The organism is Nesterenkonia sp. HG001 (assembly GCF_034438835.1).
Lineage (GTDB): Bacteria > Actinomycetota > Actinomycetes > Actinomycetales > Micrococcaceae > Nesterenkonia > Nesterenkonia xinjiangensis.
The window spans coordinates 90,198-105,729 of record NZ_JAOSZD010000009.1; the positions used below are offsets into that span (position 1 = coordinate 90,198).

At 69.8% G+C, this 15,532-nt stretch carries 14 protein-coding genes; 4 read left to right on the top strand and 10 right to left on the bottom strand.

Annotated features, from left to right (window positions below):
• Positions 1-10 precede the first annotated feature (10 nt).
• Positions 11-274: an exodeoxyribonuclease VII small subunit gene (locus ODE13_RS14350; RefSeq protein WP_179540437.1), complete on the bottom strand. Its 264-nt coding sequence runs from the start codon at positions 272-274 to the stop codon at positions 11-13.
• Positions 275-291: 17 nt separating this feature from the next.
• Positions 292-1,608 carry an exodeoxyribonuclease VII large subunit gene (xseA, locus tag ODE13_RS14355; RefSeq protein ID WP_322479969.1) on the bottom strand — a complete coding sequence of 439 codons (1,317 nt, stop codon included), beginning with the start codon at positions 1,606-1,608 and terminating at the stop codon, positions 292-294.
• Positions 1,609-1,811: 203 nt separating this feature from the next.
• Between xseA and ODE13_RS14360 the strand changes: the two genes are divergently transcribed.
• From ODE13_RS14360 to ODE13_RS14370, 3 genes are all read left to right on the top strand, one after another.
• The gene (locus tag ODE13_RS14360) at positions 1,812-2,753 is read left to right on the top strand and encodes a hypothetical protein (RefSeq protein ID WP_322479865.1); all 942 of its coding nucleotides are present in this window, start codon (positions 1,812-1,814) and stop codon (positions 2,751-2,753) included.
• Between the two features lie 31 nt (positions 2,754-2,784).
• Positions 2,785-3,903, top strand: coding sequence for a 4-hydroxy-3-methylbut-2-enyl diphosphate reductase (locus tag ODE13_RS14365; protein ID WP_322479866.1), 1,119 nt, complete (start codon positions 2,785-2,787; stop codon positions 3,901-3,903).
• 79 nt (positions 3,904-3,982) lie between these two features.
• The gene (locus tag ODE13_RS14370; RefSeq protein WP_322479867.1) at positions 3,983-5,650 is read left to right on the top strand and encodes a DASS family sodium-coupled anion symporter; all 1,668 of its coding nucleotides are present in this window, start codon (positions 3,983-3,985) and stop codon (positions 5,648-5,650) included.
• A 1-nt stretch (position 5,651) separates the two neighbouring features.
• Here ODE13_RS14370 and ODE13_RS14375 read toward each other — a convergent pair whose 3' ends face one another.
• Positions 5,652-6,869: a DNA recombination protein RmuC gene (locus tag ODE13_RS14375; RefSeq protein ID WP_322479868.1), complete on the bottom strand. Its 1,218-nt coding sequence runs from the start codon at positions 6,867-6,869 to the stop codon at positions 5,652-5,654.
• 72 nt (positions 6,870-6,941) lie between these two features.
• Here ODE13_RS14375 and ODE13_RS14380 point away from each other — a divergent pair, with 72 nt between their 5' ends.
• Positions 6,942-7,706, top strand: a complete 765-nt coding sequence (locus tag ODE13_RS14380) for a histidine phosphatase family protein (RefSeq protein WP_322479869.1) — start codon at positions 6,942-6,944, stop codon at positions 7,704-7,706.
• Here ODE13_RS14380 and ODE13_RS14385 read toward each other — a convergent pair.
• The 7 genes from ODE13_RS14385 to ODE13_RS14415 form a co-directional block, all read right to left on the bottom strand.
• Positions 7,688-8,956, bottom strand: a complete 1,269-nt coding sequence (locus tag ODE13_RS14385; RefSeq protein WP_322479870.1) for an MFS transporter — start codon at positions 8,954-8,956, stop codon at positions 7,688-7,690. The genes ODE13_RS14380 and ODE13_RS14385 overlap by 19 nt on opposite strands.
• Positions 8,956-9,576, bottom strand: a complete 621-nt coding sequence (locus ODE13_RS14390; RefSeq protein ID WP_322479871.1) for a response regulator transcription factor — start codon at positions 9,574-9,576, stop codon at positions 8,956-8,958. The genes ODE13_RS14385 and ODE13_RS14390 overlap by 1 nt, the downstream gene beginning before the upstream one ends.
• Positions 9,573-10,661 (bottom strand): sensor histidine kinase, encoded by a 1,089-nt coding sequence (locus tag ODE13_RS14395; RefSeq protein ID WP_322479872.1) that lies wholly within the window; start codon positions 10,659-10,661, stop codon positions 9,573-9,575. The genes ODE13_RS14390 and ODE13_RS14395 overlap by 4 nt, the downstream gene beginning before the upstream one ends.
• A 35-nt stretch (positions 10,662-10,696) precedes the next feature.
• Positions 10,697-11,470, bottom strand: a complete 774-nt coding sequence (locus ODE13_RS14400) for an ABC transporter permease (RefSeq protein ID WP_179540430.1) — start codon at positions 11,468-11,470, stop codon at positions 10,697-10,699.
• A complete protein-coding gene (locus ODE13_RS14405; protein ID WP_322479873.1) occupies positions 11,467-12,390 on the bottom strand; it encodes an ABC transporter ATP-binding protein in 924 nt (307 codons plus the stop codon). Before ODE13_RS14405 ends, ODE13_RS14400 begins: the two co-directional genes overlap by 4 nt.
• Before the next feature lie 68 nt (positions 12,391-12,458).
• The gene (locus tag ODE13_RS14410; RefSeq protein WP_322479874.1) at positions 12,459-14,033 is read right to left on the bottom strand and encodes a GMC family oxidoreductase; all 1,575 of its coding nucleotides are present in this window, start codon (positions 14,031-14,033) and stop codon (positions 12,459-12,461) included.
• 14 nt (positions 14,034-14,047) lie between these two features.
• A complete protein-coding gene (locus tag ODE13_RS14415) occupies positions 14,048-15,529 on the bottom strand; it encodes an aldehyde dehydrogenase family protein (protein ID WP_322479875.1) in 1,482 nt (493 codons plus the stop codon).
• Positions 15,530-15,532: the final 3 nt, after the last annotated feature.

The window sequence follows — 15,532 nt, forward strand, 5'->3', positions numbered from 1 at the left end:
GCCGATCTGCTCAGGACTGCTCCGCCTCCTGGGTGCTCTCCAGGCTGCGCCGGACCTCTTCGAGCCGTGCCGAGGCGCCGTCGAGCCAGCGCTCACAGCGGTCCGCCAGCGCCTCTCCGCGCTGCCACAGGGCCAGCGACTGCTCCAAGGGCGCGCCGCCGGTCTCCAGTTTGGTGACCACCGCGATCAGCTCTTCCCGCGCCTGCTCGTAGGTCATCGTCTCGATGTCCTCGAGCTGGGCGCCGGAGAAGCCCTCTTCCGGGTTCTGTGCCATCTGCTGCCCTCTTCCTCTCAGTTCTGATCCTCGTGAGCTGCGCCCTCGGCGGCCGGGCCCTCGCCCGCCAGCACGTGTGCTGTGCGGGCCGTCAGCTCGCCGCGGGCCACCATGACGCGCAGGGGCGACCCCTGCTCCACCTCGGAGGCGTCCCGGACGATGTGCCATCCGCTGCGAGTCCGTGGTCGGCCGGACTCATCCAGGGCGCCGTGCTCCGGATGGGACTGGACCACCGCATAGCCGCGGTCCAGGGTGGACTGCGGAGAGAGCCCGGTCACCCGGGCCCGGGCCTGACCGACCCAGTCGCGGGCGCGCGCCACCGAGGCCTCCATGGAGACCAGCGCCCGGCGTCGCAGCCCGGTCAGCTCCTCAGCACGCACGGTGACCATGGTCTCCGGCTGGGCCAGCACGGGGCGGGAGCGGACGGAGCTGAGCCACTCGGCCTCGCGGGCGACCATCCGCTGGACCCCGGAAGACATCCGCGCGCGGGCCTGGGTGATGTTCTCCCGCTCCAGCGCCTCGTCCACCACCAGCAGCTTGGCCGAGCCGGTGGGAGTGGAGGCGCGGACGTCGGCGACCTCGTCGAGCAGCGGACGGTCGGCCTCGTGGCCGATCGCCGAGACCACCGGGGTCTGTGCGGCGGCGATGGCCCGGATCAGGCGTTCGTCCGAGAACGGCAGCACGACCTCCTCCAGCGCTCCGCCGCCGCGGGCGATCACGATCACGTCCACGGCCGGGTCGGCGTCGAGCTCGGCCAACGCGGCGGCGACCTCCAGCGGAGCGGCGGTGCCCTGGGTGGCGACCTCACGGATCTCGAACTGTGCGGCGGCCCACCGCGCATGGGTGTTGCGCAGGATGTCCTTCTTCGCATCGGAGTTCCGGCCGGTGATCAGCCCGATCCGGCGGGGGAGCACCGGCAGCGGCCGCTTCCGGTCGGCGGCGAACAGCCCCTCGGCGGCCAGCTGCTTCTTCAGCTGCTCCACCCGGGCGAGCAGGTCGCCGAGCCCGACGGGGCGCATCTGTTGGGTCACCAGGGAGAGCCGGCCCGTCTTCTCATACAGGTTCGGGCGCACCTGGGCGACCACGCGGGAACCGGGCTGGACCACGCCGTCGAGCCCGGAGGCCACCTGGCGCCACGCCACGGCGCTGAAGGAGACCTCCTGCTCGAGGTCCCGCAGGGTCATCCAGGCGTTGCCGTTGCGCAGGGTGAACTCCACCAGCTGCCCCTCCACCCAGGTGGGGGCGACTTTCTCGATGTGCGTCTTGAGTTTTCCGGAGAAGTGACTCAGCGGCCACGGCGTCTCCGGGGAGGTCTCACGGCTGGTCGCCGGCATGGCGGACAGCTCAGGACCGTCCCCCGCGTGTGCCTGACCCACAGTTCCTCCTCCGCGCCGGTACGATCGATGCTGCCAGACACTCTACTCATCTGCGCCGACGCGTTCCTCCCGGTGGTCCACGGGTGTGGAGAAGACCCGCACAGCATCGAAACCTGTGGAGGAACAGCGCCGAGTGGAAGACAGGAGATCCAGTGCGTCACGTGCTGAGCACCCTCTGCGCCGTGCTGGCCGCCCTTCTGGCGGCCGCCGCACTCGCCGGAGGCCAGATAGACCAGCTCCTCCGCGAGGAGGAGCCCGTCCGGGAGATCGCCGGGGATCTCCCCGCCCAGGAGGGCTTCGCCGAGGCCGCGGTCGAGATGATGGTCGAGGAGCTCACCGGAGAGGACGAGGACGCGCTGCCCTCCGGTGTGCAGGAGGCCGTCTCCGGGATGGCGTCCTCGGTGCTGAAGGAGGACCAGACCCTGGAGGCCTGGGACGAGTCCCTGCAGACCAGTCGGGAGGACCTCGCCGCCGAGCTGGAGAGACTCTTCCACGAGGGCGGGACAGGGTCCCCGGAGGACCTCGTCGTCGCGCTGGACCTCAGCCCGATGGCCGCGGCGACGACTGAGCCGCTGCGTGAGCGCCTGGAGGGCCTGCTCGGCTGGCTGCCGTTCTTCGACGAGTCCAGCTTCGACGCCCTGGCCCCGGAGATCGTGGTGAACCTCGACGCCGTCGCCGAGGACGGGGTCGATCCCTACCAGTGGGCGGCGGGCGCCGAGGCCTCCAAGCACTGGACGGTGATGGCCGGAGGCGCGGCGCTGCTGGGTCTGCTGGCGATGGTCATCGGTGTCGGCCGTGGCCGGTGGGCGGCCCTCGCGCTGGGCGGACTCCTCGGACTCGGCCTCGGGCTGGGGCTGTGGATCGCGCTGTCTGTCGCCTCACCGGACCTGACCCCGCCTCAGCAGATCCCACCGGCCGCCGAGGTGCTGCTGGATCACGTCCAGGCACGTCTCACGGACTGGGCCCGGCCGGCCTGGTGGATCTTCACCGGGGCTTGCAGCGTCGTCGTCGTCGTCGGGCTGCTGGGTGCGGTGCTGACGCCGTCGCGAGGGCCTGACCCGGCGGGGAGTTCCGTGGGTCACGATGACCTGCTGCGAGTCTGAGCAGCCCACCCCGGCCGGTAGACTGAGCCGCATGACTACGCGTGCGATTCCGGAAGCTTCCTCGCACACCCGGCACATCTCTGTGCCCGTGCCGATGGTGCCGCGCCAACGCCGCAGCCCCGAGGAGGTGGCCGCCGCCTCGTCGTTCTCGGGGGACCGGAAGGTCCTGCTGGCGGCGCCGCGCGGCTACTGCGCCGGGGTGGACCGGGCCGTGGTGGCGGTGGAGAAGGCTCTTGAGCGCTATGGCCCGCCGGTCTATGTGCGCAAGGAGATCGTGCACAACCGCCATGTGGTCGACACGCTCACCGAGAAGGGCGTGATCTTCGTGGAGGAGGCCGACGAGGTCCCTGAGGGCGAGCTGCTGGTCTTCTCGGCCCACGGCGTCTCCCCTGCGGTGAAGCAGGCCGCGTCCGACCGCAACCTGCAGACCATCGATGCGACCTGTCCGCTGGTGACGAAGGTCCATCGGGAGGCGGTGCGTTTCACCACCAAGGACGACTTCCACATCCTGCTCATCGGCCACGACGGCCATGAGGAGGTCGAGGGGACCTTTGGGCACGCTCCGGAGAACACGACGATCGTGAACGGCCCGTGGGAGGTCGACCAGATCGAGGTCCCTGATCCGGACAAGCTCATCTGGCTCTCGCAGACCACGCTCTCGGTGGACGAGGCCATGGAGACGGTCCAGAAGCTCAAGGAGCGGTTCCCCAACCTGCAGGACCCGCCCAGCGATGACATCTGCTACGCCACCTCGAACCGGCAGGCGGCCATCAAGAAGGTCTCGCCGGAGACCGACCTGGTGATCGTGGTCGGTTCGGCCAACTCCTCGAACTCGGTGCGGCTGAAAGAGGTCGCCACGGAGTACGGAGCGCGCCGGGCCGAGCGGGTGGACTTCGCCAACCAGGTCGATGAGGCCTGGTTCGAGGACGCCCAGACCATCGGAGTCACCTCGGGAGCCTCAGTGCCGGAGGTCCTCGTCCAGGACGTGCTGCGCCTGCTGGCGGACTACGGCTACGACGACGTCGAAGAGGTCGTCACCGCTGAGGAGGACATCATCTTCAGTCTCCCCAAGGAGATCCGCAAGGCGCTCCAGGAGGTCGGCGACGGCGAGGGCGCCCGCGGCGGCAATCGCTCCAAGTCCAGGAGCTGACCTGCCGGTAGACTCTGTGGCGTCTGTCACAGACCGTGAGCTGTGACGCGCTGACGACCTCAGATCAGGAGCGCAGATCATGATGACACCGGGTTCCCGCGTCACCGGGGAGCACCTCAGGAAGTACGACCCGCGGAAGTCCGCCCGGGAGCAGCAGGAGCAGCTCTCAGTCGGTGCCCGTGCCGAGTCTCTGCCCAGGCCCACTTTCCTCCGCCGGATCATCGGGCTCTTCGGGGGCCTGGTCGGGGCCGGGCTGATGTTTCTGGTCATGCCGGGGGACATGGATGTCTGGCCCCGTCTGACCGCCGCCACCGCCGTGCTGATGGCGGTCTGGTGGATGACCGAGGCGATCCCGATCCCCGCCACCGCCCTGGTGCCCCTGGTGGTGTTCCCCATGCTGGTGCCCGCCGCGGAGGCCGGCGATGAACCCGTGACCGTGGACGTGATCGGCGCGAACTACGGCCACAACATCATCTTCCTGTTCATGGGCGGATTCATGCTGGCCCTGGCGATGCAGAGATGGAACCTGCACCGACGCATCGCCCTGCTGACCCTGCGCGCCATGGGCTCGAAGCCGGTCAATCTGATCGGCGGCTTCATGATCGCCACCGCGTTCCTGTCCATGTGGGTCTCGAACACGGCCACCGCGGTGATGATGCTGCCGATCGGGATCTCGGTGCTCATGCTCGTCCAGCGCATCGCCAAGGGAGAGGACCCCGGATCGATCTCGGAGGACGATGCCGACCCGGCGGAGAAGGCCCAGGCGGTCAAGTCGAACTTCGGCACCGCCCTCATGCTGGGCATCGCTTACGCGGCCTCGGTCGGATCGGTCTCCACCATCATCGGAACTCCGCCGAACGCCCTGCTGGTGGGCCATATGAGCACCAACCATGACGTCACCATCGGCTTCGGCCAATGGATGCTGGTGGGCGTGCCCATCGCGATCGTCATGCTCGTGCTCGTCTGGGTGGTGCTCACCCGGCTGCTGTTCCGCCCGGAGATCAAGACGATCCCCGGTGGCTCAGACCTCATCCGAGGTGAACTGCACAAGCTGGGCCCGATGAGCTCAGGCGAGCTGCGGGTGCTGCTCATCTTCATTCTGGCGGCAGTCTCCTGGGTGAGCATCCCGCTGGGCACCGATCTGCTGATCGGCGCCGGTGTGCTCGAGGAGGACGCTGAGCCGTTCATCTCCGACGCCGGCATCGCCATGGTGGTCGGACTGCTGCTCTTCCTGCTGCCCGGTGGGGCCAACCGTGGGGTCCGGCTGCTGGACTGGGAGTACGCGGCGAAGCTGCCCTGGGGTGTGCTGCTGCTCTTCGGCGGCGGACTGGCGCTCTCCTCACAGTTCTCGGCCTCAGGCCTCAGCTCCTGGATGGGTGAGCAGATGGAAGGGCTGAGCACTGTCCCCGTCTGGGTGCTCGTCCTGCTGGCCGCGGCAGGGGTCCTGATCCTCACGGAGATGACCTCCAACACCGCGACGGCTGCCACCTTCCTGCCAGTGGCCTCCGGTGTGGCCATGGGCACAGGAGTGGACCCGCTGGTGCTCGCCGCACCGGTGGCCCTGGCCGCCACCTGCGCCTTCATGCTGCCGGTGGCGACGCCGCCGAACGCGATCGCCTACGGCTCCGGGTACGTGACCATCGGCCAGATGGTCAAGGGCGGCATCTTGCTCAACATCGCCGCCGTCGTGGTGATCACCCTGGTGTCCATGACGCTGCTGCTGTGGGTGTTCGGCCTGAGCCTGTAGGTCACTGCTCACCTTGGGCGAGGCGGGGGCCGAGGTCATTGACCTCGGCCTCCACCGTCTGCAGGGACAGCGTCTCGCCGAGATCCTCCAACGGTGCCTGCTCGTCGTCGTTCTCCGGGGCCAGCTGCAGGCGGCTGATGGTCTCCACCTTCGGCAGCACCTGGCGTTCGATGTTGCCGATGAGCTGGTTGTAGGCCTGGACGGCCTGACGAAGTCGATCCCCGGTCTTGGCGAGATGCTCGCTCATCTTGGCCAGACGTCGGTACAGCTCCCGGGAGTGGTCCACGATCTCCCGAATGTTGTGGGCGAGCCGCTCCTGCCGCCACGAGGTCTCCACGGCCTTCAGCGCGGCCAGCAGCGAGGAGGGGGAGACCAGTGAGACTCCTCTGCCCAGGGCATGGTCGAGCAGCTCCGGGTCGGCCTCCAGGGCGGAGGAGAGCAGCGACTCTGCCGGTATGAAGCAGAAGATCACCTCGGGGGAGTTCTCCACGGTGGCGGTGTAGTCCTTGGCGGCCAGCACACCCACATGCTGCTTCAGCGCCCGGGCCTGGGCGGCGCCGTCCTTCGGATTCAGCGGCGCCTTGGAGTCGATGACCAGCTGCCGGCCCCCGGGCAGGTGGACCACCATGTCCGGGCGGAGCACGGCGCCGTCACCGCCGGTGCCGGAGTGCTGCTCCACGAAGTCCACATGGGGGATCATCCCGGCGGCCTCCACGATGCGGCGCAGCTGCACCTCGCCCCAGTAGCCGCGAGCCGAAGTCGAATGCAGGCTGCCCATCAGCGCCTGGGTGGAGTCGTAGAGCCGCTGGTCGTTCTGCGCGGCCTCGGTGAGCTGCCGGCTCAGCGTGGCGTGCTGGGCGGCACGCTCCTTCTCCAGCTCCTGGACCCGCTGCTGCATCTCGGTCACCCCGCGGCGCACCGGGTGGAGCATCTCCACCAGGGTCTCGCGCTCCCGGTCAGCCCCGGCGTCGTCCTCACGCTGCTGCTCGATGGCCTGCAGACGCGCCGTCGCCGCTCCGGCCTCCAGCTGGGCGGCGTGGAGCTGCTCGCGGAGGGAGTCGCCGTCGTCAGCATCACCGCGCATGCGACGCAGCAGCACCAGGGCCCCGGCGACGCCGAGGATCAGACCGAGCAGTAAACCGAGGGGAAACAACGTCCATTCCATGATCACCAGCATCGCACCTGCCGCTGACACGGCCTCGCCGCCGCGCGATGGCATAGGGTGTCATCGTCAGAAACCATCATCCTCAGAAACCCTCATCAGGAATCCTCACCGTCAGGAGTGCCTCCCATGATCCGTGTCCTGCTGTGCCGCCACGGCGAGACCGACTGGAACCGTGACCACCGGCTGCAGGGACGCTCGGACATCTCGCTGGCCTCCTCGGGGGAGCGGCAGGCCTCCATCACCGGGGGGTTCGTCCGCGCCCAGAACCCTCAGCAGGGGCATGTCTCCTCCTTGGTGCGCACCCAGCAGACCTTCGCGCAGTTCGGCCTGGACCTGCAGCCGCGCGTGTGGGATGAGCTCATGGAGCAGAACCTCGGCGAGTGGGAAGGCTCCTACGCCGCGGAGATCCGCGATCGTGAACCTGAGGAGTTCTCCGCCTGGCGGGCAGGGACCTACACCCCTGCCGGCGGGGAGACCCATCAGCAGCTGGCCGAGCGCATGCTCGCCGTCTTCTGCGGCGTCGTCCGGGAGACTGCCCAGATCGGGCCCACTGCGTCTCCGGACCTGAGCTTCGCGGTGCGCACCGCCGTGGTGGTCAGCCACGGGGCTGCCCTGCGCGTGCTGCTGGAGCACCTGGATCTGATCGACCGTGCCCAGTCCATCCCGTTGACCCCGGCCTCGGTGACGGTGGTGGACGTGCCGCTGACCCTGGGTCCGGTGAGCAGCTCGCTCCCGCGGGGCGGGCTGGACGACGCGCTCGCCCCGGAGGATGAGGCTGCGCACATCGCGGGCCTCACTGATGAGCAGATCATCGCCCAGTCGCGGCTGCGCGTGCTGAACCTCTCCCCGGAGCTGCTGAACCCTTCGGCGACTCAGAGCGTGTCCGTCTGATCCCCTCCGGAGAAGTCTGACCGGCGGAAGTCCCGCAGGTGCCGGTTGCGCGCCGCGATCCATCCGATGCCGATCAGCGCCAGGATCCCTCCGCCGACCAGGCTGGCCGGGGCGCCCACCAGCTGGGCCACCAGGCCGGACCGGGCGTTGCCGACATCCGGACCTGCCGCACCGATCACATGCTCGGCGGCGGAGACCCGGCCGCGCCTCGCGTCGGGGGTCACCAGCTGCACAATCGCCCCGCGGGCGATGACACTCACCGTGTCCGCCGCGCCGGCCACCGCCAGACACAGCAGGATCGTCCCCAGCGTGGGGCTCAGCCCGTAACCGATCAGCGCCAGGCACCACACCGCCGCGGCGCCGGACTGGATCCGTCCCAGCCGCTGCCGGCGCATCACCGCCCCGGAGAGCAGCCCCGCGAGCAGCCCGCCCACCGCCACCGAGCTGGTCATCATGCCCAGCGTCTCCGGGGCGCCGTCGAGGCGCATCTCATTGATCATCGGGAACAGCGAGACCGGCATGACCAGCAGGGTGGCGAACAGGTCGGTTCCGAAGGCCCCGCGCACCGCCCCCGGGCGGCTCACGTGCCGGAGGCCCTCCCGGGTCATCGCCCAGGGGCTCGCCCCGGTGGCGGCCGGCGGGGGCACCGGCGGCAGCCGGAGCACCGTCCACAATGCCACGCACAGCGCCGCGGCGCAGATACCGAAGCAGGCCGCCAGGCCGAATGCCCCGATGACGACGCCGCCGATCGCCGGCCCCAGCAGCAGCGCGCCCTGGACGCCCAGGTGCAGCAGGGCGATGCCAGCCGGCAGCTGCAGGTGATCCAGCAGCCGGGCAGGAAGGCTCCGCCGGGAGGCGGCGCCGAACCCGGCGCAGAACGCGTTGGCCGCCACCAGGACCAGCACCAGCGTGACCCCCGGTGCGGCACCCAGGGCGAGATCCGGCAGCGCCTGGACGGTGAGCCCGAGGCCGGCGAGCAGCTGCCCCAGCGTGGTCCAGCGCAGCACCCGGGTGCGGTCATACCGATCAGCCGCCGTGCCGCCCAGCAGGGATCCTGCTGTCATCGCCGCCGCCGAGACCAGCCCCACCATGCCGGTCCACAACGGGCTGCCGGTCTCCTCCCACACGTGGAAGAGCACCGCGACGACGGCGAGCTGCGCGGCGAACGCGGACACCAGCCCGCCCAGCCAGAGGCGTCGGAAGCCGGAGGAGCTGCGCAGCGGGGTGAGGTCGATGAAGCTGCCGTGCATCAGATCCAGCCGCGGTCTCGTGCGATCCGAGTCGCCGCGTACCGGTTCTCTGCCCCCGTCTTGCCGATGGCCGCGGAGAGATGATTCCGCACGGTTCCGGGGGAGAGGTGCAGCTGAGCCGCCACCGTCTTCACCGAGGAGCCGTCGACGGCGGCGCGCAGCACATCCCGCTCCCGCTCGGTGAGCGGGTCGATGCCCCCGGAGAGGGAGTCGGCGGCCAGGGCCGGGTCGACCACCCGGTGGCCGGCGGCGACCCGGCGGACCATCTGCGCCAGCTGCTCGGCGGGGGTGTCCTTGACCACGAATCCCGATGCGCCAGCCTCCATGGCGCGGCGCAGGTAACCTGGGCGGCCGAAGGTGGTCACGATCAGGCACCGACAGCCCACCTCGGAGGCGATGATCTGTGCGGTCGCTTCGATGCCGTCCTGACCGGGCATCTCAATGTCGATCAGTGCGACGTCCGGTCGGTGCTCCTGCACCGCGGCGAGCACCTCGTCTCCCCGGCCGACCTGGGCCACGACCTCCAGGTCAGGCTCCAGTGACAAGAGGGCGGCCAGCCCGCCGCGGACCAGGTCCTGGTCATCGGCCAGCAGCAGCCGGATGCCTCGGGTCTCGTTCATCGCAGGCTCACCTCCACCACGGTGCCGGGGCGCTCTGCGCCGTCGGCGGCCGGCCCGATGTGCAGGGTGGCTCCGCCGACGGCGGCACGCTCGCGCAGCCCGCGGAGCCCGTGACCCTCGGGCCCTCCGGCGCAGGCCAGGCCGACGCCGTCGTCTTGGACGCGCAGCTGGTCCGGGCCCACCTGGATGACGCAGCGGCTGGCCTGCGAGTGCCGAACCACATTGGTCACCGTCTCGCGCAGGGCCCAGGCGAAGAGTTCTGCATGCCGGGAGTCCGGGGCGGCGTCGCCGATCACCTCGGCGGTGATGCCGGCGGCGGTCAGCGCCTCCCGGACCGCCTCGAGCTCGGTGACCAGCCGAGGGGTGCGCAGGCGGTTCACCGTGGAGCGGACCTGCGCCAGCGATTCGCGTGCCAGGGAGTCGATCCGATCCACCTCCTCACGGGCCTGCGCCGGGTCATGGTCGATGAGCCGGCGGGCCAGCTGGGCTCGGATGGAGAGCACGGTCAACGAGTGGCCCAGCACATCATGGACGTCCCGGGCGATCGAGTCCCGCTCGGCGGCCCGGCGCAGCTCTTCCTCGGCGTCGAGCTGACGCTGCTCGAAGTTGTCGGCCAGACGGATCACCACGATGAACAGCACGCCCATCCCGGTTCCGAACACCGGCCACAGCGTGTCGGCGAAGGGCAGGGAGAGTAGGCAGGCCACCAGCCACACCAGCGTGCCGCTGAGCAGTCCTGAGCGGAGGGGCAGGGTGAACACCAGCACCGCGCTGAGGAACGGAACGAAGCTGAGCGCCGCGTATCCGGCTGCGGGCACGGAGGCGGCGGCCAGCAGCCCCAGCACGACGACGGCGGCCACGGTCCACCGAGCATCCGCGGTCACCTCGTGGGTGTCTCGGCTCCGCCAGAAGATCCACAGGTAGAGGAGGATGAAGGCGGCGGTGGTGACCAGGGCGGTGATGCGCCACCCGGAGGGAGTCTCAGGGCGCAGGGCATAGGCCACCGGCAGGCTGAGGAACACCAGCCAGATGCCGGCATAGACCAGCCGATAGATCCGGATTCCCATGCCCCCGTCCTGTCCCATGCCCCTATCCTGCCCCATGTCAGCGAGGGAGGCCCTCAGCGGCGGGAGGTCCTGCGGTGCTGTAGCGCCAGGCAGGCGGCGCCGAAGATGACCGTCCAGGCGATGATGTTCAGCAGCACGGCCCACAGCGGGTCCTGCTGGCTGGCTGCGTCCATGGAGATCAGGTCCCCTTCGGTGAGCGGGTAGCGGGCCAGCGCGACGACCCCGTACATGGGGGTGAATCGGCCGATGTCCAGCAGGATGCCGTCCAGCGGCATGAAGGCGTTGCCGAGGAAGCTGAAGATCACCAGCAGCCCGGTGGCGGCCCCCACTGCCGCGTCCGATCGGAAGCTCAGCCCGATCGCCAGCCCGTAGAGCGCGAAGGGCAGCGAGCCCAGCACCGTCAGGGAGGCGGTGGCCAGCCACACCCCGGGCGGCATGTCCGCCACGGTGAGGATGCCGACGACGTTGAGAACCACCACCGGCAGCACGGCGATGCTGACGGCGACCACCGACTTGGCCAACACGAAGGCGCCGTGCGGCATGGCGGTCAGCGCCAGCTGGCGTCCCCAGCCCTGCTGGATCTCCAGGGCTGCGGCCCCCGCCAGGGAGGTGGTGGCCATGGCGGCGCCGTAGGATGCGATCGCGATCATCGTCCAGGCGCTGACGTTGCCCTGGCCCACCGGGTTGTCCGACCAGTCCATGGTGGTGCCGAAGAACAGGAACAGCGCAGTGGGCAGCACGATGACGAAGAAGCTGTTGCCGATGTTGCGCAGGTTCCGCCAGAAGTCGAGGGCGATGTATCGGCCCAGGTGATAGCTGCGGCTCATGAGCGCACCTCCGTGGTCTCCTCGGCGGGGGTCTCGGTGAGCAGCCGGAAGGCCTCCTCGAGACTGGCCGGCCGGACGGTGAGCCCGTGGGCGTCGGTTCCGGTGAGCAAATGCCGGGCCAGGGTGTCGGCGTCGTCGGTACGGAAGCTGACCCGTGGTCCCTCAGAGGTCACAGAGAGCACATGAGGCAGCGCCTCGACCTCCTCCGGAGTGGGTGTCCAGGTCACGGCCACGTGCGCGGCGCCGGCCCGTGAGCGGACCTCGTCGGTGGCGCCGTCGGCGAGCACCCGGCCGCGGTCCATCAGCACAGTGCGGCGGGCGAACTGCTCGGCCTCCTCCAGATAGTGGGTGGCGAAGATGACGGTGACGCCGTCGTCGGCCTGGGTGCGCATCCGATCCCAGAACTCGTGCCGGGCGGAGACGTCCATGCCCGCGGTGGGCTCGTCGAGGATGATGATCTCCGGGCGGGGGAGGAGCGCCAAGGCGAAGCGCAGCCGCTGCTGCTGCCCGCCCGAGCATTTGCCCACCGGGCGCGAGGCGAAGCTGCGCACACCGGCGATGTCGATGACGTCGTCGACGTCCGCCGGGTCGCGGTGCAGGGCGGCGACCATGCGGACGGTCTCGGCGGCGGTGAGGTCGGGCAGCAGGCCGCCGGTCTGCAGCAGTGCGGAGAGCCGGCCGGCCTGCACCGCCGCCTGGGGGGTGCCTCCGTCCACGAGCACCTCGCCCGATTCGGGGGTGGTGAGTCCCAGGATGATGTCCAGAAGGGTGGTCTTGCCCGCCCCGTTGGGGCCGAGCAGGGCGAGGACCTCGCCGCGGGTGACCGTCAGGTCGACGCCGTCGACGGCTCGGGTGCGGCCTCCGGCGCCGTCGCGGAATGACATGGCGACGCCCCGGGCGGAGATGATGGCTGTGTCCATGCCAACAGTCTCGCCCGGGGCGTCGGATGTGTCATAGGGCTGGTGTCATCGATGCCCCATGACAGATGTCAGCGGGCCGCCTTGACCAGATCTGCGCAGCGCTCACCGATCATCATGGTGGTGATGTTCGGGTTGACCGTGGTCAGCTCCGGCATCACCGAGGCGTCGGCCACGCGCAGTCCTGAGACGCCCTTGACCCGCAGGTCCGGATCCAGCGGGGACATCTCATCCTCCACCGCGCCCATTCGGACCGTGCCGGCGGGGTGGTAGACGGTGTTGTGGGTCCGGGAGACGTAGTCGGCGATCTCCTCGTCGGACTGCACGTCCTTGCCGGGGTAGAGCTCCTCACCGGCCCATTCGGCCATCGCCGGCTGGGAGACGATCTGCCGGGCCAGCTTGATGCCCTCGACCGCCACGCGCATGTCGTGACCTTCGGCGTCGGTGAAGTACCGCGGGTCCACCTTCGGTTTGTCACGGAAGTCCCGGGAGCGCAGACGCACTGTGCCGCGGGACTTCGCGTGGGTGATGTTGGGGGTCAGGCAGAAGGTGTTGTCGCTGGTCGGGTAACCCTGGCGCAGGGTGTGCATGTCGAAGGGCACGGCGCCGTAGTGCATCATCAGGTCCGGGCGGCCGGGCTTGTCGGACTCGCCGGTACCTTCCCGGGTGTCGGCGAAGATGCCGATCTCCCACCACTGGTAGCCCTCGGTGATCATCGGCTTCCTGGCGTCCCAGCCGATGACGGCCTCAGGGTGGTCCTGCAGGTTCTCTCCGACGCCGGGGGCGTCGACGACGGCGTCGATGCCGTGCTCGGCCAGATGCGCGGCCGGTCCGATGCCGGAGAGCATCAGGAGCTTGGGGGAGTCGATGGCGCCGGCGGAAATGATGACCTCGCGTGTGGCGGAGACGGTCTCGGCGCGGCCGAAGGCGTTGGTGACGACCTCGACTCCGGTGGCGCGCCGCTCGTCGTCGATCAGGATCTTCCGCACCCAGCTGTCGGTGAGGACGGTGAGGTTCTTCCGGTCCAGGATCGGGTGCAGGTAGGACACCGACGACGACGCCCGGGTCCCGTCCTGCTGGCGGTTGATCTGGAAGAAGTTCGCGCCCTTGACCACTGTCTCCCCGGAGTTGAAGTCGGCGCGCGGGATGCCGGCCTGTTCGCAGGCGTCGAGCAGGGCGACGCCGCAGGGGTCGTGCGGCGGGATGCTCATCAGGTGCACCGGGCCGGTGCGTCCGTGGTGCTCGCCGGGGGAGTCGTTGGTCTCCAGGCGCTGGAACAGCGGATAGGTGGACTCGGCGTTCCAGCCGGCTGCCCCCATCTGCTCCCACTCGTCCATGTCTTCCTGCGGAGCCCAGAAGGCGATGCAGGAGTTGTGGGAGGAACATCCGCCGAGCACCTTGGCGCGGGCGTGGCGCATGAAGGAGTTGCCCTGGGCCTGCTCCTCGATGGGGTAGTCCCAGTCGTAGCCGGACTCGAGCAGCTCCATCCAGCGGTTGAGCTGCAGGATGACGTCCTTGTCAGTGTCCGTGGGGCCGGCTTCCAGCAGCGCCACGCTGACGTCGGCATCCTCGCTCAGGCGGGCGGCGACGGCCGCGCCGGCGGAGCCCCCGCCGACGACTACGTAGTCGAAGGTCTTCTCAGTCACGTTGTGCTCCTCACTCACTTCGCGGGCATGGAGAACCAGCCGGAGACAGCCGGTTCGGTGTTCTGGTAGATGTGCTTGGCCTCGCGGTACTCGTCAAGGCCGGCGTGGCCGAGCTCGCGGCCCACTCCGGACTGCTTGAATCCGCCCCACTCGGCCTGCGGCAGGTAGGGGTGGTAGTCGTTGATCCAGATCGTGCCGTGGCGCAGCCGCGAGGAGACGCGGTGGGCGCGGCCGGCGTCGGAGGTCCACACCGCACCGGCGAGCCCGTAGTTCGTGTCGTTCGCGGTGGTGATGGCCTCCTCCTCAGTGGTGAAGGTCTCCACGGTGATCACCGGGCCGAAGGCCTCCTCCACGACCACGCTCATGCCCCGGCGGACGCCGGTGAGCACGGTGGGGGCGTAGAAGTAGCCCTCCTTGTGCTCCTCGCCGCCCCAGTGGCCGCCGGTGCGGAGGGTCGCACCCTCCTCGACGCCGCGCTTGACGTAGTCGGTGACCTTGTCCCGGTGCTCGGCGGAGATCAGCGGGCCCGTCTCAGCCTGTTCGTCGAACGGCCCGCCCATGCAGATGTTCTCGGCGCGGCGGACCAGCTCGTCCACGAGCCGCTCGGCGATGGACTCCTCAACGATGAGCCGGCTGCCGGCGGAGCAGACCAGGCCTGAGTCCAGGAAACCGGCGTTGAGGGCGTTGTCGACGGCGGCGTCGAAGTCGGCGTCGGCGAACACCACATTGGGGTTCTTGCCGCCGAGCTCCAGCGCGACCTTCTTGACGGTTTCGGAGGCCGCAGCGGCGATCTTGCGGCCGGTGACCAGCCCTCCGGTGAAGGAGACGAGGTCGACGTCGGGGTGGGAGGCCAGCGGGGCGCCGGCGTTCGCCCCCGCCCCGGTGACAAGGTTCGCCACTCCGGCCGGCAGGCCGAGCTTGTCGAGGACGTCCATGATCAGGATGGCGGTGTGCGGGGTCAGCTCGGCGGGCTTGAGGATGAAGCTGTTGCCGGCGGCCAGTGCAGGGGCGATCTTCCAGGCGGCCTGCAGCAGCGGGAAGTTCCACGGGGTGATCATCCCGCAGACGCCGACCGGCTCGTAGACGACTTTGGAGACGACGGTGGGGTCTCCGGCGTCGACGAGGCGGCCCGGGTTCGAGTCGGCCAGCTTCCCGAAGTGCTTGAAGCAGCCGATGATGTCGTCCATGTCGATCTCGGCTTCGACGAGGCGCTTGCCGGTGTCCAGGGCCTCGGCGCGGGCGAACTCGTCCTTGCGTTCGGTGAGCGACTCGGCGACCTTGAACAGGAGTGCGCCGCGCTGTGCGGCGGGGGTGTCGGCCCACGTGCGGGAGTCGAATGCGCGCCGCGCCGCCGCGATCGCGGCGAGGGCGTCGGCCTCTCCGGCCTCGGAGACGACGGCGACCTCACGTCCGTCGGCGGGGCAGTGGATGGTGCGGGTCTCGCCTGATGCGGCGGGGACCCACGCTCCGTCGATGAACAGTGTTGCGGTGGTCATGGT